Annotated in this window: 18 protein-coding genes; 6 read left to right on the top strand and 12 right to left on the bottom strand. The window is 60.3% G+C overall.

Annotated elements, in window-relative coordinates; all coding sequences use genetic code 11:
- Positions 1-474: 474 nt before the first annotated feature.
- Positions 475-1,239 (top strand): hypothetical protein, encoded by a 765-nt coding sequence (locus tag ACTQ33_RS03615; protein WP_441462275.1) that lies wholly within the window; start codon positions 475-477, stop codon positions 1,237-1,239.
- A gap of 41 nt (positions 1,240-1,280) precedes the next feature.
- Here ACTQ33_RS03615 and carB read toward each other — a convergent pair whose 3' ends face one another.
- Both carB and carA read right to left on the bottom strand, forming a co-directional pair.
- On the bottom strand, positions 1,281-4,463 hold the full coding sequence (carB, locus tag ACTQ33_RS03610; RefSeq protein ID WP_441462273.1) for a carbamoyl-phosphate synthase large subunit: 3,183 nt from the start codon (positions 4,461-4,463) through the stop codon (positions 1,281-1,283).
- A complete protein-coding gene (carA, locus tag ACTQ33_RS03605) occupies positions 4,456-5,553 on the bottom strand; it encodes a glutamine-hydrolyzing carbamoyl-phosphate synthase small subunit (protein ID WP_441462271.1) in 1,098 nt (365 codons plus the stop codon). Before carA ends, carB begins: the two co-directional genes overlap by 8 nt.
- Before the next feature lie 450 nt (positions 5,554-6,003).
- Here carA and ACTQ33_RS03600 point away from each other — a divergent pair, with 450 nt between their 5' ends.
- A complete protein-coding gene (locus ACTQ33_RS03600) occupies positions 6,004-7,719 on the top strand; it encodes an S-layer homology domain-containing protein (RefSeq protein WP_441462269.1) in 1,716 nt (571 codons plus the stop codon).
- A gap of 57 nt (positions 7,720-7,776) precedes the next feature.
- Positions 7,777-8,265, top strand: a complete 489-nt coding sequence (locus tag ACTQ33_RS03595; protein ID WP_441462267.1) for a DUF6512 family protein — start codon at positions 7,777-7,779, stop codon at positions 8,263-8,265.
- Here the strand turns inward: ACTQ33_RS03595 and ACTQ33_RS03590 are convergent.
- Positions 8,252-9,700: an aminoacyl-histidine dipeptidase gene (locus ACTQ33_RS03590; RefSeq protein ID WP_441462265.1), complete on the bottom strand. Its 1,449-nt coding sequence runs from the start codon at positions 9,698-9,700 to the stop codon at positions 8,252-8,254. The genes ACTQ33_RS03595 and ACTQ33_RS03590 overlap by 14 nt on opposite strands.
- Before the next feature lie 186 nt (positions 9,701-9,886).
- Here ACTQ33_RS03590 and ACTQ33_RS03585 point away from each other — a divergent pair, with 186 nt between their 5' ends.
- Entirely contained in the window at positions 9,887-11,257 is a 1,371-nt protein-coding gene (locus tag ACTQ33_RS03585) for an MATE family efflux transporter (RefSeq protein WP_441462263.1), read from the top strand.
- Here ACTQ33_RS03585 and spoIIP read toward each other — a convergent pair.
- The 7 genes from spoIIP to cls form a co-directional block, all read right to left on the bottom strand.
- Positions 11,254-12,249 (bottom strand): stage II sporulation protein P, encoded by a 996-nt coding sequence (spoIIP, locus tag ACTQ33_RS03580; protein WP_441462261.1) that lies wholly within the window; start codon positions 12,247-12,249, stop codon positions 11,254-11,256. The genes ACTQ33_RS03585 and spoIIP overlap by 4 nt on opposite strands.
- A 132-nt stretch (positions 12,250-12,381) precedes the next feature.
- Positions 12,382-14,451, bottom strand: a complete 2,070-nt coding sequence (locus ACTQ33_RS03575; protein WP_441462259.1) for a VanW family protein — start codon at positions 14,449-14,451, stop codon at positions 12,382-12,384.
- Positions 14,452-14,571: 120 nt separating this feature from the next.
- Positions 14,572-18,114, bottom strand: coding sequence for a transcription-repair coupling factor (mfd, locus tag ACTQ33_RS03570; protein ID WP_441462257.1), 3,543 nt, complete (start codon positions 18,112-18,114; stop codon positions 14,572-14,574).
- A gap of 102 nt (positions 18,115-18,216) precedes the next feature.
- The gene (gene pth / locus ACTQ33_RS03565) at positions 18,217-18,807 is read right to left on the bottom strand and encodes an aminoacyl-tRNA hydrolase (RefSeq protein WP_441462255.1); all 591 of its coding nucleotides are present in this window, start codon (positions 18,805-18,807) and stop codon (positions 18,217-18,219) included.
- Positions 18,808-18,815: 8 nt separating this feature from the next.
- On the bottom strand, positions 18,816-19,769 hold the full coding sequence (locus ACTQ33_RS03560) for a ribose-phosphate pyrophosphokinase (protein ID WP_441462253.1): 954 nt from the start codon (positions 19,767-19,769) through the stop codon (positions 18,816-18,818).
- Positions 19,770-19,841: 72 nt separating this feature from the next.
- Positions 19,842-21,026 carry a UDP-N-acetylglucosamine diphosphorylase gene (locus ACTQ33_RS03555; protein WP_441462251.1) on the bottom strand — a complete coding sequence of 395 codons (1,185 nt, stop codon included), beginning with the start codon at positions 21,024-21,026 and terminating at the stop codon, positions 19,842-19,844.
- 163 nt (positions 21,027-21,189) lie between these two features.
- Positions 21,190-22,725, bottom strand: a complete 1,536-nt coding sequence (cls, locus tag ACTQ33_RS03550; protein WP_441462249.1) for a cardiolipin synthase — start codon at positions 22,723-22,725, stop codon at positions 21,190-21,192.
- 147 nt (positions 22,726-22,872) lie between these two features.
- On the opposite strand from cls, the gene ACTQ33_RS03545 reads away from it, so the two are divergent.
- Positions 22,873-23,241 (top strand): hypothetical protein, encoded by a 369-nt coding sequence (locus tag ACTQ33_RS03545; protein WP_441462247.1) that lies wholly within the window; start codon positions 22,873-22,875, stop codon positions 23,239-23,241.
- 66 nt (positions 23,242-23,307) lie between these two features.
- Here the strand turns inward: ACTQ33_RS03545 and ACTQ33_RS03540 are convergent, their stop codons facing one another.
- Entirely contained in the window at positions 23,308-24,792 is a 1,485-nt protein-coding gene (locus tag ACTQ33_RS03540; protein ID WP_441462245.1) for a rhamnulokinase, read from the bottom strand.
- A gap of 280 nt (positions 24,793-25,072) precedes the next feature.
- Here ACTQ33_RS03540 and ACTQ33_RS03535 point away from each other — a divergent pair, with 280 nt between their 5' ends.
- Entirely contained in the window at positions 25,073-25,633 is a 561-nt protein-coding gene (locus tag ACTQ33_RS03535; RefSeq protein ID WP_441462243.1) for a manganese efflux pump MntP, read from the top strand.
- Between the two features lie 325 nt (positions 25,634-25,958).
- On the opposite strand, the gene ACTQ33_RS03530 is transcribed toward ACTQ33_RS03535, so the two are convergent.
- Complete coding sequence (locus tag ACTQ33_RS03530) at positions 25,959-26,834, bottom strand: DMT family transporter (protein ID WP_441462241.1); 876 nt, start codon at positions 26,832-26,834, stop codon at positions 25,959-25,961.
- Positions 26,835-26,916 lie beyond the last annotated feature (82 nt).

Here is a 26,916-nt window from a genome sequence, read left to right as displayed (position 1 = left end):
GGGTAAAAATACCTCCACACAGCACGAATCATACGGCACAATAGCAGGATACCACTTGCAAAGTTGTGGTCAGCAAGGGTATAATAATACTGTGGTACGGATATCCGTTGTGTGGGTGGTCCTAGCACCCGCGCAGGGCCATAGGTGTTGCCGCACCTATGGCCTGCCGCACTTATTCCGTTTTCCTCAAGACTGATTATAATCAATTTTCTCTGGCTGCGCAAGTGGTTTTCAAATTTTATCCTCCCGCTTGCCGGAGATGCCATACACGCAGTTTTCTTTGGAGCACTGTACGCGCAAGCGGCGGCATTCTGGAATGTTATGCACCATCGGTGTCATTCCCGAACTGCCGCCCCTTTTCCATTTCCCGTCCAGTCTTGACACCCCTTCGCCTACCTCTTACAATAATCTTTATAAGAATACTCGGTCCTGTCGGGGTCCACGCCCACGGGACCGCTGCACCAAGGAGGTTCCATGGAGCATTCCACTTCCACCGTGCCCCAGGGACGCGCCCCCATGTCCCCCATCCGAAAACGGTATTGGATTGACCTGGCCATTCGCTGCATCATCTTTCTTTTTTGCGTCCTGCTGTGGCTGCGCCACCCGTCGTCCTTCGACATTCTCTACGGTATGCACTTCTTCTCCCGCTTTTCGGTGCTGCATCTGCTGTGGCTGGTGTGGGTCCTGGATATGCTGTTCCAGTTGATTCCCGCCAAACGGCAAATTGCCCTGGGCTCCCAAAAGCTATTCCAACAGCGGTTCCGGCCCATCCGGGAAAAGATCAACCACCAGGCCCTGCGGGAATATATCGTCTCCACCACCAAGTCCGCCTACAAGGTGATGGTGCTGTGGGTGGCCTTCGGCGCGGTCCAGGGACTGCTGTACCATCTGGGGATTCTCAGCCGCAGTATGATGTTTTTGCTGTCGGCAGCGTTCTATGTCTGCGATTTGATCTGCGTTCTCATCTGGTGCCCATTCCGGTTGATGATGAAAAACCGTTGCTGTACGACCTGCCGGATTTTCAACTGGGACCATCTGATGATGTTCACGCCCCTGTTCTTCGTTCCCAGCTTCTATTCCTGGAGCCTGTGTTTTCTATCGGTGGTGGTCTTCTGCATGTGGGAGTTGAGCGTCCTGCTGCACCCGGAGCGGTTCTGGGAACAGTCCAACGAGGCGCTCAAGTGTTCCAACTGCACCGACAAACTCTGCACCCAGTATTGCCAAAAGCTGCGAAAATAGTGAAAAATCGGGCGCGCTGCCGCAGCAGCGCGCCCGATTTCTTATTGCTCGTCAATGGTGGACACAGAGAAGGAAATCTCCTCCAGGGTACCCAGCAGCATCCGCACTGTGTCGAGGGACGTGAACATGGTCACGTTGTTTTCCACGGCGCAGCGGCGGATGGCATAGCCGTCCTTGTAGTGGATGCCGGAATTGATGGCTCGCGTATTGAGAATATAGCTGACCTCGCCCCGGCGGATAGTCTGCAAAATCTCGTCGCTGCCCTCGCTGAGCTTACCCAGCACCCGGACGCGGATGCCATGGGCTTTGAGCTTCTCGGCAGTGCCGAAGGTGGCGGCGATGTTATAACCCAGGCGGTAGAACCGCTTGACCAGGGGCAGCACTTCGTCCTTGTCCTCGTCGGCCACGGTGACCACAACGGTGCCGTGGTCCTTGACGCTGACACCGCTGGCCTTGAGGGCCTTATAGAGGGCGCGGTTCAGATTCACATCGTAGCCGATGGCCTCGCCGGTGGACTTCATTTCGGGGGACAGGTAGGCGTCGAGACCGGCAATCTTGGAGAAAGAGAACGCCGGGACTTTCACATAATACCGCTGCTTCTCTCTGGGATACAGTTCCCGGAAGCCCTGCTCTTTGAGGCTATGGCCCAGGATGACCTTGGTGGCGATATCGGCCAGGGAATAGCCGGTGGCCTTGGACAGGAACGGAACGGTCCGGGAGGAACGGGGGTTAACCTCGATGACGTAGACGTTCTCGTTCTTATCCACAATGAACTGGATGTTGTACAGGCCCACAATGCCGATGCCCAGGCCCAGCTTACGGGTATAGTCCAGGATGGTGTCCTTGACCTTCTGGGAGATGGAGAAGGTGGGATAGACGCTGATGGAGTCGCCGGAGTGGATGCCGGTGCGCTCCACCAACTCCATGATGCCGGGGACAAACACATCGGTACCATCACAGATGGCGTCCACCTCCAGCTCCTTGCCGACGATATATTTATCGACCAGGACCGGCTGCTCCTCGTTGATGGAAACGGCGGTTTGCAGATACGTCTTCAAATCCTGGTCCTTGGAGACGATCTGCATGGCCCGGCCGCCCAGAACGTAGCTGGGCCGTACCAGCACCGGATAGCCGATGCGGTTGGCTACGCGGATGCCGTCGTCGATGTTGGTGACCGCCTCGCCGGTGGGCTGGGGAATCTGCAATTCCTGCATGACCCGCTCAAAGGCGTCGCGGTTCTCGGCCTTTTCGATGGCGGCAAAGTCGGTGCCGATGATCTTCACGTCCCGTTTCATCAAGGGTTCCGCCAGGTTGATGGCCGTCTGGCCGCCCAAGGAGGCAATCACGCCGATGGGCTGTTCCAGATCGATGACATTCATGACATCCTCCACCGTCAGCGGTTCAAAGTACAGCTTGTCGGAGCAGGTGTAATCGGTGGAGACGGTCTCCGGGTTGTTGTTGATGATGATGGCCTCATAGCCGCTGGCCTTGATGGTCTGTACGGCGTGGACCGTGGAATAGTCGAACTCCACACCCTGGCCGATGCGAATGGGACCGGAACCCAGGACCACAATTTTTTTGTGTTCGGAAACAATGGACTCGTTTTCCTGCTCATAGGTGGAGTAGAAATAGGGCACATAGCTGTCGAACTCGGCGGCGCAGGTGTCGATCATCTTGTAGACGGGGACAATACCGGCGTTTTTGCGCTTCTCGCAGACATCCAGCTCTGTCGTGTCCCACAGCTTGGCGATATACTTGTCGGAGAAGCCCATGCGCTTGGCGCTCCACAGCACATCCAGGTCGCCCACGTTGGATTTCAAGGCATGCTCACAGTCAATGATATTCTTGATCTTGTCCAGGAACAGCATATCGATCTTGGTGGCGTTGCAGATCACACCCAGGTCGGTACCGTGGTAGATCAGCTCGGCAATGGCAAAAATCCGGTCGTCAGTGCCGATCTGGATATAGTCCAGCAATTCCTGGGGGCCCATGGTGTCGAACTTTGCCATGTGCAGGTGGCACACGCCGGTCTCCAGGGAACGGACGGCCTTCAAAAGGGATTCCTCGATGGTGCGGCCCACGGCCATGACCTCGCCGGTGGCCTTCATCTGGGTGGAAAGGGCGTTGGAGGCATCGGCAAACTTGTCAAAGGGGAACCGGGGCATCTTAGTCACCACATAGTCCAGGGACGGCTCGAAGCTGGCGGGGGTGTTGGCCAACTGAATTTCGTCCAGGTGCATACCCACGGCGATTTTGGCGGAAACCCGGGCGATGGGATAGCCGCTGGCCTTGGAGGCCAGCGCGGAAGACCGGGACACGCGGGGGTTGACCTCAATGAGGTAATAGCGGAAGGAAGCCGGATCCAGGGCAAACTGGACGTTGCAGCCGCCCTCGATTTTCAGGGCGCGGATCAGCTTCAAGGCGCTGTCGCGGAGCAGATGGTATTCCTTATTGGTCAACGTCTGGCTGGGGGCCACCACAATGGAGTCGCCGGTGTGGATGCCTACAGGGTCGATGTTCTCCATATTACAGATGGTAATGGCTGTGTCGTTGGCGTCGCGGATGACTTCGTATTCGATCTCCTTGTAGCCCTTGATGCTCTTTTCCACCAGAACCTGATGGACCGGCGACAGGGACAGGGCATTTTTAAGAATTTCGCGGCACTCCTCTTCATTGTCGGCAAAACCGCCGCCGGTACCGCCCAGGGTAAAGGCAGGACGCAGCACCACAGGGTAGCCGATCTCCTCGGCGGCCTTGAGGCCCTCGTCCATGGAATTGGCAATGATGGAGGGCAGCACCGGCTCGCCCAACTGCTGGCACAGCTCCTTGAACAGTTCTCTGTCCTCGGCCTGCCGGATGGACTGGCTGGAGGTACCCAGCATTTCCACGCCGCACTCCTTGAGCACGCCCATCTTTTCCAGCTCCATGGCCAGGTTCAAACCCGTCTGACCGCCGATGCCGGGAATCAGGGCGTCGGGCCGCTCCACCCGGATAATTCGGGCGGCGTATTCCGCCGTCAGAGGCTCCATATAGACCTTGTCGGCGATGGAAGTATCGGTCATAATGGTGGCCGGGTTGGAGTTGGCCAGCAGAACCTCGTAGCCCTCCTCTTTCAGGGCAAGGCACGCCTGGGTACCGGCGTAGTCGAACTCGGCGGCCTGTCCGATGACGATGGGGCCGGAGCCGATGACCATGACTTTGCGAATGTCTGTTCTCTTAGGCATTGGGCTTGCCCTCCTTCATCATAGCTATAAACTCGTCAAACAGGTAGCCGCTGTCCTGGGGACCGGGGGCGCTTTCCGGGTGGTACTGGACGGAGAAGACCTTGTCCTTCCGGCAGGCCACGCCCTCCACGGTGTTGTCCAGCAGATTGATGTGGGTGACCTCCAGGCCCGTACCCTTGACGGACTCCTCGTCCACCGCGTAGGAATGGTTCTGGCTGGTGATCTCGATTTTACCGGTCCGCAGGTTCTTGACCGGATGGTTGCCGCCGCGATGGCCGAATTTCAGCTTATACGTTTTGGCGCCGTAGGCCAGGGAGATCATCTGGTGGCCCAGGCAGATGCCGCAGATGGGGTACTTGCCCCGCATCTCCTTGACCAGTTCGATGACCGGCGTCACATCCTCCGGGTCGCCGGGGCCGTTGGACAGGAAAATGCCGTCGGGATTCATCCCGGCGATGACCGAGGCCGGGGTGTCGTAAGGTACCACGGTGACGTTGCAGCCCCGGGCGTTGAGGGAACGGATGATATTCAGTTTGATGCCGCAGTCCACGGCCACCACGTCAAATTTGGGGTTGGAGGTGCGGGAATACCAGCGCTTGCGGCAGCTGACCCGCTGGACCTGATCGTGGGGCAGTTCCGTGGTGTGCAGCAGCTCCAGCGCCGCGCCCAGGGGCAGATCGGCGTCGCAGAGCAACACCTTGCGGCTGCCGTGGTCCCGGATGGACCGGGCCAGGAGCCGGGTGTCCAATCCCTCGATGGCGGGGATGTGGTTCTCCTCCAGAATCTCCGACAGGGTTTTGGTATAGCGGAAGTTGGAGGGATTGTCGTTGTACTCCCGCACCACCAGACCGCCGATGGTGGGAATTTTCGTCTCAAAATCGTCGTCGGCGGTGCCGTAGTTGCCGATGAGGGGGTACGTCATCACCACGATCTGATCGGTGTAGGAGGGGTCGGAAACGATCTCCTGATAGCCCACCATGGAGGTGTTGAACACCAGTTCACAGACCCGGGTATCCTGACTTCCGAAGCCCCGGCCATAGTATTCGCTGCCGTCCTCCAAAACGATCTTCCGGTTAAAACCTTTCGCCATACTGCCATCCTTTCCTGTCCGTGGGCCGGATTCCGGCCGCAAAAAAACGGCTTGCAGGTAGCGTACCCGCAAGCCGATCCGTAAAAGCACTCCGCCGGGCCGTCTGGTACGCCCGACAGCCCTTGTCGTTTTCATTAAGATATCACGTTTTTTTCGTTGGTGCAATAGACGAAGCCCATAAACATCGCCGGATTTTGGCATTTTGCATTGTATATCTTGAACATCGCCCATTCAGAACCTAACAAACTTTTAGGTTCTCAAAATTTTATTCGGATTTTGTGAGTAAAAATAGTATTTATCCATAGTTGTACCGTGATATTTCATCAATATACATTTCTTTTTGTATTTGTTGAAAATGACGAATCTATGCACATTGCATCGTCTTTCCAAATGATACCGCATGTGCTACACTTATAATGGAAAAATTAAAAGAAGGAAGTGGCATCCATCATGAAACGATTCCTTTCTCTGGCTCTGGCCGCCGCCATGGCGCTGGCCCTGATTCCGGCGGCCCATGCCGCCAGCGGCGTCACCACCGGTTCCGGCGTGGCTTCCGGCAGTAAACTGGTCTATGTGGACATGACCGGCCGCACCGGCGATGTGGTTACCGGTGCAGCCGGTCTCCACACCGACACGGCGGCGTCCTCCATGGTCACCGGCAGCGTGGCCGCCATCAACGGCGGTTTCTTCAACTCCTATTACTCCGGCGCCGGCAACGTCTTCCCCTCCAACTGCGCCGAGGTCTACGGCGCACTGGTCCGGGACGGCCAGGTGCTCCACGCCGGCGATGCCAACAACGTCATCGGCTTCACCTATGACGGTAAAGTGGCCATTGACCGGGTGACCATCCAGACCACCGCCGTCATCAGCGGCAAGGGGACCGCCACCGTCTGGGGCGTCAACAAGCTGTACAATGACTCCACCGGCATCATGCTGATGACCGACGATCTGAAGCTGTCCTATACGGTCCCCACTTCGTCCAAGGTCTTCACCATTAAAGACGACAAGGTGGTGTCCGTCAACGGCGGCGGTACCTACACCACCCCCGCCGGATGCAAAGTGCTGATCTACAACTCCGGCGCCGTAGCCAACGTCAGCCAGTGGAACAGCCTGCCCGCCGTGGGCGATACCATTCGCTTGGCCTACAACTACACCGGCACCCGCACCGCCGATCAGTCCCTGTGGGACAATATGAAGACCATTGTCACCGGCGGCCGTATGCTGGTGCAGAACAAGCAGAACGTCACCGGCAGCAGCTCCTATAATTCCCAGTACGACAGCGACCCCAAGCAGTCCAACACCAGTTCTTCCCTGCGGTCCTTTGCCGCCGTCATGGGCGATGGTCGCCTGCTGCTGGGTACCGCCTCCGGCACCTTCCCCCAGATCGCCAACGACCTGATTGGCTTGGGCGCGGTCCACGCCATCAGCCTGGACGGCGGCGCATCCTCCATGCTCTACGCCGACGGCAGCGGGTTCCTGACCCCGGCGGGCCGGGAGCTGGCCGTGGTCCTGACCATTGTCCCCCAGGACCCCAACGAAACGCCCTATGAGAACCCTGAATCCGGCGGCACCGGCTCCAACGCCATCGACCCCGGCGTGGCCGACCCCCATACCCCCTCTTCCTGGGCCGCCGCCGATGTGGAAAAGGCCCGCTCCCTGGGCCTGATCCCCTCCTGGCTCACCTACGGCTACAAAGGCCCCATCACCCGCGCCGAGTTTGCCGCCACGGTGTTGCAGCTGTTCCCCGCCTGCCTTGGCAAAAGCGCCGATACGGTGCGCCATGAGATGGGCATTTACGGCGATGCGTTCGCGTCCTACAAGTTCACCGACTACGACAACTACAACGTCCAGCTGGCCGCCGCCCTGGGCATCGTCACCGGCTATGAGGACGGCACCTTCCGGCCCAACAACTCCATCACCCGGGAACAGGCCGCCATTATGATTCAGCGGGCCGTAAAGCTCCTGGGCACCGTGACCCCCACCAAGAACCCCACCTTCACCGACGCCGCCAAGGTGTCCTCCTGGGCCGCCGAAGGCGTCCAGTTCGTCACCTCCTGCGGTATCATGAACGGCAGCAACAACGCCTTCAATCCCCAGGGTACCTACACCCGCGAGCAGACCTACATCACCATGCTCAACGTCTATAACGCCATCCAGGGCAGCTGACCCGTCATAAAACCCCCCTTCCCACCATAGGATAGCGGTGTGAAGGGGGGTTCTCCAATGATGAAAAAACCGTTGCTGTGGGCCTTTGTGCTGTCGTCCCTGGTTGGAACGGCCATGCACTTCGCCTACAATGTCCTGCCCATTCCCCTGGTGGGGCTGCTGGCCCCGGTCAGTGAGAGCGTCTGGGAGCATTTAAAGCTGCTGTACTGGCCCTTTTTGGTGGCTTCGGCCCTGGTGGCCCGGCGGAAAGCGGACCCGCTGCGCTGGTGGAGCGGCGCATTGGCGGCGCTGCTGCTCCAGCCCCTGGTGCTGACGGGCCTGTACTACCTGCTGAAGACCGGCTTCGGTGTGGAAGCCCTGTGGGTGGATATCGCCCTCTATTACGCCGTCATGGCGCTGGGCTTTTTCACCGCTTACCGGCTGGAACGGACGTGCCGGGCCATGCCCTTTGTGGGACTGCTCATCGTCCTGGCCGCCGTCTACGGCGTCAGCCTCATGGCCTTCTCCCTGGCCGCCCCCAGCCTGCCCATCTTTACAGCGCCTTGAGCAGCGCCCGCAGATAGTCCCAGGTCCGGGCCACGGAACCAATGCTAATGCGCTCCTGGGGCGTATGGACATCATGGAGGTCCGGGCCAAGGCTGACACAATCCAGTCCCGGCAGCTTTTTGCTGAGCACGCCGCACTCCAGCCCCGCGTGGATAGAGACCACCTGGGGCTCGTATCCGTACTGCTCGCGGTAGACAGCCACAGCGGTTTCCCGCAGGGGCGACGTCTCCCGGTACTCCCAGGCGGGGTAATCGCCCAGATCGAAGTAGAGGCCGCCGGACTGCTGGGCCAGCCCCTGGAGCACCGCCGCCAGGTACCGCTTGTCCCGCTCCAGACTGCTGCGGATGGCAAAGGTCAGCTTCACGGCGTCGCCCGCCACCCGGAGAATGCCCAGATTCAGCGACGTCTCCACCAGTCCCTCCATGGAGCGGCTGCGGGACTGGACGCCGTTGGGGACCTCCGTCAGCAGCCGCAGGAACCGCTGTGTACTGGGCCGGTCCCAGATTTCCGCCATGCCGGTGTTGTCGGGCGCACAGGTGATGGCCAGCCCTGTCTCCACCGGATACGCTTCCCGCAGCTCGGCGGCAAAGGCTTCCGCAGCCGCAGCCAGGCTCTGCTCCTTGTCCGACGACGCCACAAACAGCGCCTCGGCCTCTCGGGGAATCACATTGTCCCGGCCGCCGCCCCGCAGATCCGCCAGACGCAGCGGCGTCAAGTGGTCCAGAAGCCGCAGAGCTTCGCCCAGGAGCACGATGGCATTGGCCCGTCCCTTGTCGATGTCGCTGCCGGAGTGGCCGCCCAGCAGGCCCGTCACCCGCAGGCGGTACAGGTATCCCGCAGCGGGGGCCGTGTCATAGGGCAAAGCGATGGTGGCCGTGACGCCGCCGGCACAGCTGACGGTGAAAACGCCTTCCTCCTCGGAGTCCAGATTCACCATACGCCGTCCCCGGAGCAACGACGGGTCCAGGGCTTCGGCTCCGGCCATGTCCGTCTCTTCATCGGCGGTCAGCAGCACCTCCAGCGGCGGGTGGACGGCGTTGGGGTCATCCAGCAGGGCCAGGGCATAGGCGATGGCGATACCGTCGTCGCCGCCCAGAGTGGTGCCTTGGGCATAGACGTTGTCACCGTCCACGGCCAGCCGCAGTCCCTGGGTGCGGAAGTCCAGGTCACAGTCCGCTGTTTTCTCCCAAACCATATCCAGGTGGCCCTGGAGAATCACGGGGGGATGGTCCTCATAGCCGGGGGAGGCGTCCTTGTAAAGCACGACGCTGTTGGTCCGATCTCGGCAGCACCGCAGCCCACGCTGCGCGGCAAAGTCCACGCAGAATTGGCTGATGGCCGCCGTGTGGCCGGAGCCTCTGGGAATGGCGCTGATCTGTTCAAACCAGTGAAAAACCGCCGCCGGTTCCAGACCGGACAGTACGGTGGAAGTCATGGAATCATCTCCTGTATCAAGATACAGCGATTATACCATAGGATCGGAAAGATTGGTGAACTTTTTTCCCGCTGCCTCTTGCCTTTTTGTGAAAATTCTGTTATGTTGGGAATAACCAGTCGGGGCGTGCCCCGGCTCTTTTTCCGCTCCGTAAACACTACCATGAACAGGAGATGACGGCCCGCCATGGGAACCACCGTACAGAATAACAAAATTGTCAACGGCGTCGTCTGGAAACAGATGCTGCTGTTTTTCTTTCCCATTTTCCTGGGGACGCTGTTCCAGCAGCTGTACTCCATGATCGACGCGGTCATTCTGGGCCGCTTTGTGGGAAAAGAGGCGTTGGCCGCCGTGGGCGGTACGGACCTGGAAGTGATCAATCTGCTGGTCAACTTCTTCGTGGGCCTGTCCTCCGGCGCGTCGGTGGTCATTTCTCAGCACTACGGCGCCCGCCACCGCATGGCCCTGCGCTGCGCCGTCTGCACGGCCATTGTACTGGCCGTGGTCTGCGGCGGTCTGCTCACGCTGGTGGGCGTCTTCGGCTCCCCCATGATTCTTCGGTGGATCAACACCCCCGACGATATTTTCCACTATGCCGAGGACTATATGCGTTTCTACTTCCTGGGCATGATCCCCTCCATGATCTACAACATGGGCTCCGGTATTTTCCGGGCCGTGGGCGACGCCCGGCGGCCCCTCTATTTCCTGGCCGTCTGCTGCGTCCTCAACATCGTGCTGGACCTGCTGCTGGTGGTGGTCATTCCCCTGGGTACCGCCGGCGCCGCCATCGCCACGTCCATTGCCCAGGTGATCTGCGCCGTACTGGTGCTGACCTCCCTGTGCCGCACCAAGGATATCTTCCGGCTCCATATGAAGCGGATTTATTTCCAGCCCTCTCTGCTGTCCCACATGCTGCGCATCGGCTTGCCCGCCGGTGTCCAGTCCTCCATGTACAGCATTTCCAACGTCTTTATCCAGGCGTACATCAACGGTCTGGGCACCGACTCCATCGCCGCCTGGGCCGCCTTCCGCAAGGTGGACAGCGTCTACTGGCCCATCAGTTCGGCCCTGGGTATCACCGTCATGACCTTTGTGGGCCAGAACTTCGGCGCGCGCCGCTATGACCGGCTCAAATCCACCATCCGCACCGGCTTTGTCTTACAATTCTCCATTACCGCCGTCATTGTAGCCCTGATGGTGCTGTTCCGCAGTCCCCTCATCGCCATTTTCAACGAGGACGCCGCCGTGCGGGAAATCGGCGGCGAGATTCTCCTGACCATTACGCCTTACTACTTCCTCTACATCTGCATTGAGATTCTCTCCGGCGCCATGCGCGGCGTGGGCGAAAGCCTCAAACCTGCCCTGCTGACCGTGGGCGGCATCTGCGCCCTGCGTCTGGTGTATCTCTTCGTCTTTGTGGGCGATACCCCCACCAACAGCGGCATCGCCTTCAGCTATCCGCTGACCTGGGGCGTCACCACCGTTCTGTTCATCATTTACTACCTGCGGGGCCGCTGGCTGCGTCAGCATATCCGGCAGCAGCAGGCGTCGTCCTAAGTTCCTTCGATCAGATCGGCCAGACCGTCGGCCAGCAGCTCTGCCGCCGCCAACGCCTCTTTCAGCGTATTGCCGGAAGACCCCACCTCAATGAGCAGCGACCCCGGCGTCATATGCTGATTGAACCGCTCGGTCCGCAAATCCAGATTGCGGCAGAGTCCCGGCCACTGGCGGTTCAATACCGCCTGCAATTTCAGCGCCCAGCTCAGATTGTCCCGCCAGCCGGGGTGGCTCAGACCGCCCTGGTCGGTGCCAACCACCAGCATCAACTGAGCAGTCTCCCGGCCGTCCAGGGTGACGGCATGGTGTACCGGCGTACCGTCCTCGTTGGCCGCCGCATCCCGGTGGATGTCAATGACCATCTGAATGGACGGATACTCTTCCACCCACTGCTGAATCTTTTTCAGCGTGGAATTATAGGCCCCGTTATAGCTGGGATAGTCGTTGAACGACGTGTCATGGAGCACCGAAATGCCCCGCGCTTCCAATTCCTCGGCCAAGACCCGCCCCACCCGAACCACAGAGTACTCTGTGTCCTGGGTGCGGGCGGTTTCGTTTTCGTCATATTCCCAACCGGCCTCCATGGTGTAGGCCTCCGAGGTGTGGGTATGGACAATGAGCACCGTGGGTCCGTCCTGGTCAAAATTCAGAACACTTTCCCGCTGCAGCAGTTCCCACGGGTCCACGTCGTAGGTACAGGCCCCGCCGATGGTAATGGCCGCTGCGTCCTCCTCGGTAAACACCAGCTTGTCCCCTTCCGATGGCGGCAAGACAGACTCCTCCTGCTGTTGTTCCGGCGTCCGTTCCGGTTCTTGTGTTTGCTCCGGCGCTGTGGCAGCCATAGCCACCGCCGGTACCGGCGGCGCCAGCCACGCTTCCAAGGTGCGGGTGGTCCACTCCTCCACCCCCAGCGCCATCATCAGCCGCAGGGCCAGAGCCATGGTGAGCATGGACGCCGCCCGACGGCGGACCCTCAGTTTGTCGCTCTGCATGGCAATCCCTCCCTATAAGGTATCCTATGCAGCCGCGCCGGTCCTTAGAACGCTTTTTTTCAATATGCCATGGCCCATAAACGCAGAAAACAGGAGCGCCGCTGTGCAGCGCTCCTGTTTTGGTAGTTGAGATTATTCCAGCACGTCGGAACCATTGCCGGTATCCGTTGTAGTTCCACCGCTGGTGCCGGTGTCCGTGCCACCGGTACCCGTGCCGGTTCCACCGCCCGTGCCGGTGTCTGTGCCGCCGGTACCACCGCCGGTTCCGGGGTCGGTCGTTGTGCCGCCGCCAGTGCCGGGATCGGTCGTCGTACCGCCGCCGGTTCCAGGTTGGGTGGTGGTGCCGCCGCCCACACCAGGATCGGTTGTCGTACCACTGCCCGTGCCGGGCTCGGTGGGTGTCGTCGGCTCCTCCGGTACCTCTTCCTCCTGCTTACCGATGACCGTCACACGGTCCCGCTTCTGATAGGTGCTGTTGGGGAACTGGACCTTCTCCCACTCGGTGACCGGGTTGTCGTCAGCGTCCAGATACCGCTTGTAGGTGACGGTCTTATAACCGGTGTAGGGCGTGACCGTGACCTCCTTGTAGTCGGCAGGCTTGGACTCATCGACCTTAGTCACATCCTGCCACTGGGTTGTAGATATGGTCTTATAGGTGAGGTCCACCGTATACTCGCTTTCCTTGGTGCCCACCAGACCAATATGCACCTTGCCATCCTTCAGATAGGCGTCAATACGGATGGGGTTATTGGTGGAATTGGAGAACTTGAAGTCTACATTACTGCCCCAATAGATGGTGGCGTCCATACCCAGCGGCACATAGTCCACGGTGTACATATGCTCCAGCCGCTCCACAATGTTCAGGTCGGCTTTCAAGGCGCTGTAGTAGATGGTGGAAGCCACCTGGCAGATGCCGCCGCCCAGCTCCGGCGTGGAAGTGCCGCTGACGAAGGCAATGGCCGGCTGGTAGCCCTTGGCCGCCGTCCGCTCACCAACGATGTCGTTGAAAGAAAACACGTCGCCGGGGTTCAGGATGGTGCCGTCGATGGCCTTACAGGCCAAATCCAGGTTGGTAGTACGGCCGGGGTTATAGGGATAGGCCGTGTCGGCGCTGCCAAGCACATCGGCAAAGAGCGTCTCTTCCAGCTTGGCCCGGGTGACCTCCGGCTCCACCGCCGACAGAGTGATGGACAGATCGGTGCCCTCTTCGGCCATGTCCTGCTTCTGCTTGGCGGCAGCCAGGTCAAAGCCGTAGCCCTCCACCTCGTCGACAATTTCCTTTTTGTCCTTGTCGTAGTAGGCGTCGGCCATGTCGGTGCACATCTCTTGATAGAGGGCGTCCAGATCCACCTGGGTATAGCGGGTCTCCTCGTAGCTGTACTCCAGGGGCGTGAAATCGTTGTTCATATAGGCGGTCATGACTGCGTCATAAAGGCCGTCGGCGTCCAGGCTTCTCTCACTGGTACCCACATGGATGAGGACCTCCGTAGGGATGGTCTCCTTGACGGTCTCGCCCTCTTTGCCGCCCTCTGCGGGCTGCTCTACTTCGGACTCCACCACTTCATAGGTAGAATCCTTCCGCTCCGACTGGACCTCCGCGGCGGTGGCGTCGATGGTGGAGCGGATATACTCCTCATCCAGATTCAGCGCACTGCCCATGTCCACCGTGTGCAGAACTTCCGTGGCGGCGGAGAGGGACTGTTTCAGCGTCTGGAAAATGCCGCCGTCGCGGCCGTAGTTCCAGGCGGCTTCCACGGCTTGGTCCACGTCCACGCTGACCTTGGTGTCGGCTGGAGCAAAGGACAAGGTGCGGTCCGGCAGCGTCACCTTCAACGTCTCGGTGCCGTAGGTGGCATCAACGGCCTTCTGGGCGGCGGCCTTGGCCTCTTCGCGGCTCATGCCGCCCACATCCACACCGGCCACACTGACGCCGGGCAGAATATTGCCGCCGCTGTGGACCGCCAGGGCATAGCCCAGACCGCCCAGAATCACCAGGGCCACCAGCGTGGCCGCGGTAATGGCAACGATTTTTCCCTTGCCGCCGCCCTGCTTTTTGGCGGGCTGGGCAGACTTGGCCGGCTGCGCCGCTCTGGTCGATTGGGCGGCTTTGGTCGTCTTGGTAACTTTGGCCGTATGCTTCTGGGCAGCCGTGGGTTTCGATGGAACAGACTTTTGATTCCTAGGTTTTTCAAATTTTCCCATGGTCGTCTCCTAAATACGCAATGCAATCGGCATTGTAGATTTTTGTCTTATTATATCCCATAGCGGCCCCTTTGCCAAGGACATTTCTGTTACGGTTTTATTACAAATTATCCCCATAAGTTACAAAACATTCCCGTTTGAACAAAAGCCGGCATATTTTGCCACAAAGTTTTGGGCAACTCGTAGCGGGTCATCGGTTTTGGACAATTTCCAGGTCAACAGCGGGATGGAACCTGCGGAGAAAAACAGTTTATTGTGGAAGGACGGCTCGGCACAGATGGCCGACACAGCGGAAAAATCCAGACTGGACAGGGTAAAATTGACCCGCCCCTCCTTCTGGGAAATATCGATGACGCCCACGGCGGCGGCCCTGGCCCGCAGCAGCGCAATATCAACCAGATTCATGACGCCTCTGGGGGGATCGCCGAATCGGTCCACAATTTCGTCCAACAGTTCGTCGGCGTCCTCCTGGGTCCGGATGGCGGCCATGCGGCGGTACAGGTCCATACGCTGCTCACCGGCCGGGACGTAATCCTTGTCGATGTTGGCGGTGACGGAGATGTCACAGGAGCATTCGGCTTCCCGTGGCACCGGTTCGCCCCGTTCCTCCAGCACGGCCTCTTCCAGCAGCTTCAAATACATATCGTAGCCCACGCTCATCAGGTGGCCCGACTGTTCCGCGCCCAGCAGATCGCCCGCGCCGCGGATTTCCAGGTCCCGCATGGCGATTTTGAAGCCGGAGCCGAAGGCGGCAAAATCCCGGATGGCCGACAATCGTTTATCGGCCACTTCACTGAGGACCTTACCCCGCCGGAACGTCAGGTAACAGAAGGCGTGGCGATTGGACCGGCCCACCCGGCCCCGCAGCTGATGGAGCTGGCTGAGGCCGAACCGGTCGGCGTTTTCAATAATCAGTGTATTAACATTGGAGATATCAATGCCTGTTTCGATGATGGTGGTGCAGACAAGAATCTGAATCTCGCCCTCGTCCATCTGCTGCATAACGTCGCCCAGCTGTTCCTGGTTCATCTTGCCGTGGGCCACGGCCACCCGGGCATCGGGAAACGCTTTCTGCAAGTCGGCGGCGCAACGGTCGATGCTCTCCACCCGATTGTGGAGATAAAACACCTGTCCGCCCCGTTCCAACTCCCGGCGGATGGCCTCGTGAATGACGGCGTCGTTGTGTTCCAGGACAAAGGTCTGAACCGGATAGCGGTTCCGGGGCGGCTCCTCGATGGTGGACATGTCGCGGATGCCGCTGAGAGCCATGTTCAGCGTCCGGGGAATGGGCGTGGCGCTGAGGGTCAGCACATCCACGTTGCCGCACAGCTCCTTGAGCCGCTCCTTGTGGCTGACGCCGAACCGCTGCTCCTCATCTACAATCAACAGGCCCAAATCCTTGAACGACACGTTTTTCTGCAGCAGTTTGTGGGTGCCGATGAGCATATCCACCTGGCCCGCCGCCGTGCGGCTCAACGTGTCTTTCTGCTGCTGGGCCGTGCGGAACCGGGAGAGCACGTCGATATTGACGGGGAACCCGCCGAAGCGCTTTTTCGCCGTCACATAGTGCTGCCGGGCCAGAACGGTGGTGGGCACCAGCACCGCCACCTGTTTGCCGTCCAGCATACACTTCATGGCGGCCCGCAAGGCCACCTCCGTTTTGCCGAAGCCCACGTCGCCGCAGAGGAGACGGTCCATGGGCTGGGGCGACTCCATATCGCCCTTGATCTCCGCCACGCACCGCAGCTGGTCCTCGGTTTCCGCATAGGGAAAGGCATCCTCGAACTCCGTCTGCCACGGCGTGTCGGCGGAAAAGGCGTAACCCATGCGCCGCTGGCGCTGGGCGTACAGTTTAATGAGGTCTACGGCCAGCTTTTTGGCCGCTGTTCGAGCCTTGGCTTTCGTCTTCTGCCACTGTTCGCCGCCCAGTTTGTTGAGCTTCACCGGCGTATCCTCGCCGCCGCCGATGTATTTGCTGACCATGTCCAGCTGGGTAGCCGGGACATACAAGGCGTCCGTTCCCTGGTAGGCGATTTTGACATAGTCCTTCAAGGCCCCGTCCACTTTGATCTGCTCTATGCCCACATACCGGCCGATGCCGTGGTGCTCGTGGACCACCAGATCGCCGGGGTGCAGGTCTGTAAAGGAGTTGAGCTTCTGGCGGTTGGTGGCCTTTTTCTTCTTCTGCTGCTCCGGCGCGGCGGCGGCCCTGCGCTTCTCGGCCTTCTGAACCAGCAGCTGGCCCTCGGTAAGAATGGCCAGCTGTAACTCCGGATACTCGATACCGGCAGGCAGCGCACCGTCGGTCAAAAAGATTTGGTGAGCCTTGGGCAGGGCTTCCGCCGGATAATAGAGGCTGGCCTTGATGTCCTGACCCTGGAGCAGCTCCTGCAAAATCTCGCCCCGGCGGCGGTTACCCGTCAGCACCAGAACGCCGTAACCGATGTTCTGATAGTACCGCAAATCCTGAGCCACTGTGTCCAGACTGGACCCGTAGGGCGGCAGCTGCTTGGCCGTCACCGACAGCAGCTCCTGAGGCGGCCGGTTTTTCGGGTAGGAGGTGGCCAGGAAGTTGTCGAGGAACACCACCGGCTGATTCTGGAACCGGTCGAAGACGTCCTCATACTCCGTCACATAGTCGCACAGCTCCCCCGCCACCAGACCGCCCTGGAGCATACCGTCCAGTTCCATCCCCAGCTGCTCCTGGCGCAGCCGGGCGGCCCGCTGGAGGTTGCTGTGGTCGCAGAAAATCACCAGGGCGTCTTTGGAAACGTAGTCGGCGCCGCAGCTGTTGTCGGGATAGAGCAGCGACAGATACCGGTCGGCAGCAGCCAGGGGGACGCCGCTTTCCAGCCGGTCCAAATCCCCTTGCAGCGTCTCCACCAATGCCGTGTTGACGGTCTTCCGGCGCTTCTGCCGGGCGATCATGGCCCGAAGGTCGTCGCACAGGCCCGACAGGCCGCCGGGATGGAGATGGGGCTGGGCCTCGGCCACCGGCAAAATGGGCGCCTCGTCGGCGTTTTCCGTCCGCCGCTGGGTCAGCACGTCGAAAAAGCCCATGATATCCACTTCATCCCCGAAAAACTCCACCCGCAGGGGGTTTTCACAGGCCGGAGAAAACACGTCCACAATGCCGCCGCGCAAGGCGTACTGGCCGGGCCCCTCCACCAGAGAGGTCCGGGCGTATCCCGCCTGTTCCAGCCGCCGGCCCAGCTCCTCCGGTTCCAGATTCATGCCGGGCCGCAGCGTCATGGACGCGCCGCAGAGGACCGCCTTGGGCATGGTTCGCAAGGTCAGGGCCTCCAGAGAGGCAATTTGCAGCCGCGTCTTGCCCATGGCCAGATCATACAGCTGCTTGATCCGCTTCTGCTCCCAGCCCCGGGATACCGCAGCCGTGTCATACAGCGTCAGTTCCCGGGTGGGCAGAATGGGGGCTTCCTCCCCCAGAAAGGCCCGCAGCTCCTCCTGGACCCGACGGGCGGCCTCGTCATCCTGACAGACCACCACCATGGGCCGGTCACAGTGTCGGTACAGCGCGGCAATCCAATGGCCCCGGGCCACCTGGCCCGTACCCGACACCGCCGCCGCCCGGTCCGCCGCCACGGCGGTCAGGAGCTTTTCATATTCCGGCAGGCCCCGCAGGGCGGAAAGTAAAACGTCCATGGTTCACCTCTCATAACTGAATAATTGTAAAAAATTGGAATTCCATAACGACCGAAGGGGCAAAGGTGGGCCAAAGCCCCCCTTTGCCCTGAAATTCGGCAATTATTTACGGTTAAATTGGGACGATGCCCGCTCGATGCCCTGGGTGAAGATCACCGGCACGGCTTCGGCGGCGTGTTCAATGGCCGGGTCCAGCAGCTTCTGTTCGGCCAGAGTAAAGCGGCTGAGGACCCAGTCGGCCAAATCGTAATCGGGATGGGGTTTGGCGCCCACGCCGATTTTAATACGGGGAAACTCCTGGCTGCCCAGGCTGGAAATGATGGACTTGATGCCGTTGTGACCACCGGCGGAGCCGTTTCTGCGGATGCGCAGGCGGCCCACATCCAGGTCGATGTCGTCGAACAGCACCAGCACCCGCTCCGGCGGCACCTTGTAGAAGTCGGCGGCCTGCTTGACGGCCACACCGCTGAGGTTCATATACGTCTGGGGCTTCATCAGCAGCACCCGGACGCCGCCCACGGTGGCCTGGGCCGTGAGGGCCTGGAACTTGGCCCGGTCGATTTTGACGCCGGCTTCCTTGGCCAGGGCGTCCACGGCTCGAAAGCCCACATTGTGGCGGGTGGCCTCGTACTGGCTGCCGGGGTTGCCCAGACCCACCACCAGATATTCACAGGGAGAAGACTTGAACAGCATACAACCTCTTAGAACAGGGAGGAGATGGAGACCTCGTCGAAGGTACGGCGGATGGCCTCGGCAAACAGGGGCGTCACATCCAGCTGGCGGATCTTGGAGCCCTTGGCCTCCTCCGGCAGGGGGATGGTGTTGAGGAGCATCAGCTCTTCAATGCAGCTATCCTGAATGCGCTGGACAGCGGGGTTGGACAGAACGCCATGGGTGGCGCAGGCCAGGACCCGGGCGGCGCCGCCCACTTCCTTGATGGCATTGGCGGCATTGCACAGGGAACCGGCGGTGTCCACCATATCGTCGAACAGGATGCAGGTCTTGTCCCGGACGTCGCCAATGATGTTCATAACCTCGCACTGATTGGCTTTCTGGCGGCGCTTATCGACGATGGCCAGGCCCATGTGGAGCTTGGCGGAGAAGGCGCGGGCGCGGGCCACGCTGCCCACGTCGGGGGAGACGACCACCACGTCGTCGGTGTTTTCAAACATGTTGCGGTAGTACTGTACGAATACGGGATTGCCCAGCAGGTTATCCACGGGGATGTCGAAGAAGCCCTGAATCTGGGAAGCGTGGAGGTCCATGGTCAGCACGCGGTCGGCGCCGGCGCAGGTGATCATATTGGCCACCAGCTTGGCGGAAATGGGATCGCGGCTCTTGGCCTTGCGGTCCTGACGGGCATAGCCGAAGTAGGGCATGACGGCGGTGATGCGGCCTGCGGAAGCGCGGCGGCAGGCATCGATGGTCACCAGCAGTTCCATCAGGTTGTTGTTGACCGGCTTACAGGTGGGCTGGACGATAAAGACGTCGCAGCCGCGGACGGTCTCGTTGAGGGTAACGGAGACTTCGCCATCGGCAAAGGTCGTGACGGTGCCTTCGCCCAGGGGTACGCCCAGAGCGCGGCAGACGCCCTCCGCAAAGGGACGGTTGGCGTTGGCGGCGAACACCTTTACTTCTTTACCATGTGTAATCATTTGTACTGTACCTCTCTACACGTTTTTGGTTTTTATCGTTGTATATCGTACGAATCAGCACCTGCTGAACGGTTACTTGGATTCCTTGAGCTTGTGGCGGTTGGCCCATTCGCGCTTGTTGGTCTGGCGGGCCCGGGCCACGGCCAGGGCGCCGGACGGCACGTTGTCGGTGATGGTGGAACCGGCTCCGGTGTAGGCGCCGCGGCCCACGGTGACGGGGGCCACCAGATTGGTGTTGCAGCCGATAAAGGCATCGTCCTCGATGGTGGTCCGGGACTTCTTGGCCCGGTCATAGTTGACGGTGACGGTGCCGCAGCCGAAGTTGACGTTGCGGCCCACGTCGCTGTCGCCCACATAGGTCAGATGGGACACCTTCGTACCGTCGCCGATGGTGGAGTTCTTGACCTCCACAAAGTCGCCCAGCCGCACATGGTCGCCGATGTGGGAGTTGGGGCGGATATAGGCGAAGGGGCCCACGGTGGTGTCGCTGCCCACATGGGCGTCGTACAGCTGGGAGCTGTTGACGGTGGTGCGGTCACCGATGATGGTATTCTCCAGGAGGGCGTTGGGGCCGATGACGCAGTTTTCCCCGATCACAGTGCCGCCCCGGAGGATGGTGCCGGGCATCAGTACCGTGCCCTTGCCCACGCGCACCGTGGGGTCCACATAGCAGTTCTGATAGTCCCAGATTTCCACGCCGCCGCGGATGAGGTCATGGAGATGCTGGAGGTTCAGCGTGGGCTGCCAGGCAGCCAGCTCCTCGCCGGAGCGGATGGAGTAGACGCCGTCCCGGTCGGCATAGGCCTTGCCCCGCTGGCGCAGGAACTCCAGGAAGCTGAACTTCTCGTCCAGGGCGTCCATGAGGGCCTCCCGGTCCACATGGTAGACACAGCTGGGGGCTGGGATCACGTTGGCCTGCGCGGTCAGACGGGTGGAGACAAAGACGGCGGGGCCGGTCACCACCACGGTCTCCCGGTCTTCATCCTCCGCCGTGGACAGAAACACATGGAGCAGATCAGCCGCATCGGCGCTGCCTGCCACCATCAGGTCCACTCCGGCCGGGAAACAGGCCCGGGCCTCTGTGGCCCACTGCTCATGACAGACCAGAAAAAAACGACCGGCTCCGCGGGCGATGAGCGCCGACACCAGCCAGGAAAGCAACGGGCTGCCCATAATCCGGGACAGCATCAGCGGCCGGCCGTAGCCGGTCTTATTGGTATCGTCCGGGACGAAAATGACCGCAGAAGTTCCTGCCATACAAGTTCCTGCCTTTCAGAAAAAGATAAAGCGCCGCAGCAGGGCGCACCATTGGTTTTATATCAGTATAGCAGATAATACATCGTTTGTATAGCGATTTTCCAGGGTTTTTTCCCGGAGGGACAACTGGGCAGGGCGGCTGCCTGCCACCCTGCCCATCCTGTTACATTAAAGGAGAGAACAGCCGCAGAAACGCACCGGCCAGCCGCCGGTGCAGGGGCCAGGAGCGGACCTCCGCCAGGCTCATGCGGTGGCACAGCGGAAACGTCTCATCGAAGTCCCGGGCCACGGCGCCCACACAGTCGGCCTTGTAGAGCCACACGCCGTCCTCAAAGTGGAGGTACAGACTGCGGAAATCAAAGTTCACCGTACCCACCACAGCGTATTCCCGGTCCACACAGACCACCTTGGCGTGGACAAAACCGGGGCTGTACTCATAGATTTTCACGCCCTGGCTAAGCAGGTCCGCGTAATGGGCCCGCGTCACGGCGAAGACCATCTTTTTGTCGGGAATGCCCGGGGTGATGATCCGCACATCCACGCCGTTTTTGACGGCCACCGTCAGGGCGGAGATCATTTTGTCGCTGATGATCAGATACGGCGTCATGATATACACCGACCGCCGGGCCTTGGTAATCAGGTTGAAAAATACCGTGTCGCCCACCGGCTCGTTGTCCAGCGGACTGTCGGCAAAGGGCTGGACAAAACCGTGGGGCCGCTTGCTGACGGCGATGGGCCGGGGCGGCTTGTAGAAGGAAACGGTCTCCTTCCAGCCCTTGATCTGGGCCCACATGGCCAGGAACATGACGGTCATGGGCCAGACGGCCTCACCCTTGAGGCGGATGACGCAGTCCTTCCAGTAGCCGAAGCGTTCTTCCAGGTTAATATACTCATCGGCCAGATTCATGCCGCCGGTGAAGCCGATCTCTCCGTCCACAATGAGGAATTTCCGGTGGTCCCGGTTGTTGAGCCGGGAGGACAGCACGGGGACATAGGGATTGAACGGACAGGCCTTGATGCCCACCTTTTCCAGCTTCCGCCAGTATCCGCCGGGCAGCGTCATAATGCAGCCGAAATCGTCGTAAATGACACGGACATCCACACCGGCGGCGGCTTTTTTCCGCAGAAGCCGCAGGATCTGCTCCCACAGCCGTCCGGTCTGAATGATGAAGTACTCCAGGAAAATATACCGTTCGGCCCGGGCGATGGCATCCAGCATATCTCCCACCGCCGCTTCGCCGCAGGCGTAATAGGTGCTCTCGGTGTTCTCGCAGACGGGACACCCGGCAATGCGGACCAGGTAGTTGGACTGTAACGCCGCGTCGGGGCTCAGGGCCTCCTCCCGCTCCAGCACCCGCATATCCTGGGTCAGGTTGTCCATATGGATTTGCTGCACCGTCTGCATCCGCCGTTTGAGCCGCCGGGACAGCCGGTTGCCGCCGAAGAGCAGATAGAAGGAGATGCCGAAGAGCGGCAGGGCCAGAATGGGAATAATCCAGGCGATTTTGTAGGTGGGTTCCGTGCGGCACGACACAATCCAGATGACGGCCAGCCAGGCCAGAATATCCATGCCGATGTTGAACCAGACCGAGTAGCCCGACAGGTAGTGTACGCCGAACACCAACACGCCCACCTGAATCAGCAGACACAGGGACACGACCACTGCCCGCTGGAACAGCAGCTTAAAATAACTCTTCATGGGGCACCTCCCCTTCCATGACGATATATGGGTTTTATTATACTCGCTTTCCCCAACCGGCGCAAGCCCCGCCGGTCTATTCTCCCGGCGGAGGCCATAGACTGTAGCAGCGCTTTGGCGCACATCCAACAAAGGAGACGATGTACCATGGGAATGCCACAGATTCCACCGGCAGAACACCGGCCGTCTTTCCGTCAGACCCGCATTGATCTATTGGAGTCGGCGGCGCTGGAGGCCATGTCCGCCTCCCATATCCTCAATGCCCAGGGCGAACAGACCCAGGCCGTGGTACGGCGGTACGCCGCCGGAGAACTCACCTTCTGCCAGCTTCTCGCCAGCTGCCGCTGCACCCGGCAACTGCTGCAATCGCTGATTATGAAACAATGGCTGTTACAGCAGAAGCTGGAAGCCGTGGCGGAACTGCGCGACAGTCCCGAGGACTGCATCGGCCGTTCGTCCTGCGGGCCGGACCGTCCGGCAGTCCCCGGCTGTCCCTGTGCTCCCCGGTCAGAGTAATAACCCGATCCGGTTTGCTTGCAGACAGAAAGCGGGCGCACCGCAGCATGGTGCGCCCGAATGGAATTACGCCTGTACTTTTTCCGTGCTTTCCAGCAGCCGCCCGTAGGCGTCTGCCCAAGCCTGGGTGTGGTGGGGTTCGTAGGTGACCACGGTTTCCGAATTGCGGACCACCTGCCGGACTTCGTCCAGGCCCTTGAGCTCGCCCAGGGCCACGGCCTGCATCAGCAGATTGCCGATGGCGGCGCCCTCAATGGGTCCGGTGACCACCGGCAGATTGATGGCGTCGGCCACCATCTGATTGAGCAGCTTGTTCTGGATGCCGCCGCCCACAATGTTCAGGGCTTCCAGCTTGGCGCCCTTGATCTCCTCCAGCCGCTCCAAGGCCCAGCGATATTTGAGGGCCAGGGATTCATAGATGCAGCGAGCCACCTGTCCCGGCGTCTCGGGGACGGGCTGGCCGCTCTTGCGGCAGTAGTCCCGGATTTTCTCCTCCATGTTGCCGGCGGAGAAGAAGGGGCCGTAGTTGGGGTCGATGACGGAGCGCAGGGGCTCGGCGCCCTTGGCCATCTCCACAATTTCGTCCCAGCTGTATTTGTTGCCCACCTTGGCCCAGTCCCGGCGGCACTCCTGAATCAGCCACAGACCCATGATATTCTTCAGGGGCCGGAAGCCGCCCTGAACCGTGCCTTCGTTGGTAAAGCCCGCGTCACGGACGGCGTCGGAGAGGATGGGCCGGTCGGTTTCCACGCCGAAGAGGGACCAGGTGCCGCTGGAACAGAACGCGAAGTTGCCCTGGCCGGGAATGGCCGCCACAGCGGAAGCCGTGTCGTGGCCGCCGACGGCACAGTGGGCCGCCTGATTGATGCCCACCTCCTCGGCAATGGACCGCAGCAGATGGCCCCGGACCGTGCCGGGCCGGTCGATCTTCGTAAAGATGCGCCGGGGCAGACCCAGCTCGTCAATGGAAGCCCAATCCCAATCCCCCGCCACCGGGTCATAGAGCATGGTCGTGGTGGTGATGGTGTATTCGCTGGCCTTTTCCCCGCTGAAGAAATAGCCGATGAGGTCCGGCGTCAGCAGCATGGTCTCCGCCTGTTCCAGCGCTACGTCGCCCTCGGCCTGACGGCGGCACAGCTGATAGACGGTGTTGTAATTCTGGGCGGCGATGCCCGTGCGGCGGAACTGGGTCTCAAAGGGCACCTTCTGCCAGACCCGCTCCATATCCGCGTCGCAGCTCATGCGGTAGGAACGGCTGCTGCCCAGCAGATGGCCGTTTTTGTCCAGCAGACCGTAGTCCACGCCCCAGGTGTCCACGCTGAACGAGGCCAGATCGCCCAATCCCGCCCGCTTGAAGGCATAGAGGGCCTGCTTCGTCTGGTGGAACAGATTGAGGCTGTCCCAGTACAGGACGCCGCTGAGGTCGATGTAGTCGTTTTCAAAGCGGTGCAGCTCCTGCATGGTGATCTTCTCACCGTCAAAGGAACCGAGAATGCCGCGTCCGTTGCTGGCGCCCAGATCAAAGGCCAGCATATGCAGAGGATGTTTCATGGCGTAGCCTCCTGTCAATCTCTACGAAAGCGAAACGTTTCGTTCTTATAATAGTATAGCAGATTCCAGCGGAAAATGCCACGGTTTTTTTCCGGAGGTTAGCATTGACTATCCCCATGCTGCCGTGATATGGTATACAGCAGAATTTTGGGAGTAGTCGGCGCGATGACTGCGTAGCATGGTCAACAGACTGAGGGATGCCCTCTGGCCATGTTTTCAATGACGAGACGAGTTCGCCTTGGGCGGATTTCGTCTTTTTTTGTTGTTTTGGGAGGTACATATGGGAATCATCGAACTGTTTCTGATCGCCGTGGGACTGTCCATGGACGCCTTTGCCGTCTCGGTCTGCAAGGGCCTTTCCGCCGGTAAGGTACGGCTGCGCTATGCCTTAATTGCCGGACTGTGGTTCGGCGGCTTTCAGGCGCTGATGCCTTTTCTGGGGTGGCTGCTGGGCGTCCGGTTTCAGTCGCTTATCACCAATGTGGACCACTGGATTGCCTTTGTGCTGCTGGCCGTCATCGGCATCAATATGATCCGGGAGTCCCGCAAGGAGGACGAGGAGTGTGTGGAAGCCGATTTTTCCTGTAAATCCATGTTTCCTCTGGCCATCGCCACCAGCATCGACGCGTTGACCGTGGGCATCACCTTCGCCTTTTTGCAGGTGGAGATCGTCCCCGCCGTCAGTTTTATCGGCATAACAACCTTTGTCCTGTCGGCCATCGGCGTTCGGGCCGGCGGCATCGTGGGCGAAAAGGGCAAAAGCCGGGCGGAGCTGGCCGGCGGCGCGGTCCTGGTTCTGTTGGGATGTAAAATTCTGTTGGAGCACTTGGGAATCCTGTAAGTACCAAACATAAAAAGTTTTACTCGATTTTTTCAAAAAATCGCAGGGTCCAGGGGCGGCGCCCCGGTCGCGCCGCGCACGGCGCGAACCCCCACGTTGCAATAGATTTTTTGTTGTGCGCAGAAGGCCCCCCGGCTGCCACCCATTTCGGGTGACGCCGGGGGGCCTTGGCCGTTGGCCGGGGATTCCGCCATCTGCGGATGGCGGTTAGGGACGCTGGGGGATTTCGCTGGCTGCGGCCAGCGGGAATTTCGCCCGCTGCGGCAGGCGACAAAAGGCTCTGCCTTTGGAAACCGCGATTTTTTGAAAAAAATCGAGTAAAACTTTAATTTTCCGTTTTGGCAACGCTTTTTCTTGCGCCAAGCAGCTGCGACACCAGCAGGCCCGCCGCAATGACCAATCCGCCCCGGAACGACGCGGCGGAAGCCGTCTGGCCCAATGCCACATCCAGAGCCACACCAGTAAACACCTGGCCCACAAAGGACAGGAGCGTTAACCGGAACGCCGACACCTTGGGCACGGTGATATTGAACAGCAATACTGTGGTCACGCCCAGCATCCCGCCGCAGTACATCCACGGCTCCATGGTGCCCGCGGCCGGTGTGGTCCACTGGCCCACCAGGAGCAGCAGGACCACACAGATGGGCAAGCCCACCAGATGGTTGACAAAAGACCCGGCCAGTGGGCTGGTCTCCGACGCCAGACGGGCATTGACCATCCGGGACAGGACCACCGTCACACCGGCCCCCAACGACAGCAGCACCGCCAGCATCGACTGGCTCACACTGCCGTCCAGCATCAGAAAAATACCCACGGGGGCACTGATCAGGGCCACGGCCACCGACCGGTCCACGGGCCGCTTCGGTGCGCCCAGCCAGCCAAACCGGTCCAGCAGTACCGAGGTGATGGTCTGGCCCAGGAGCCCCAGCGCCACAATGCTGGTCATGGTGATATGACCAAAAGCATAGTTGTTAAATAAGGTGGACAACACACCGATTGCGCCGCCCAGATAGGCCCAGAACGGAGCTCTGGCAAATACTTTTCGCCGTCCCGCCAGACAAAGGACGCCGGAAAACACCGTTCCAACCACATGGATGATGACGGCGGCGGCATAGTTGCCGTAACCGGCGGTCAGCTGGCCGTTCCACAGGATCATCACGGCGAGGACCACACCGGTCAGCAGGGAAAGAATGGTATCCATGACAGCACCTCCTGAGAATTTGCCCCCATTGTACCACAGCCCCGCCGCCGGACAGTAGGACACTTGTCATATGGCGTCGTGG

Origin of the sequence: Candidatus Avoscillospira sp. LCP25S3_F1 (assembly GCF_052117125.1) — a bacterium.
GTDB lineage: Bacteria > Bacillota > Clostridia > Oscillospirales > Oscillospiraceae > Avoscillospira_A.
This window is presented reverse-complemented; position numbering and strand designations above follow the sequence as displayed.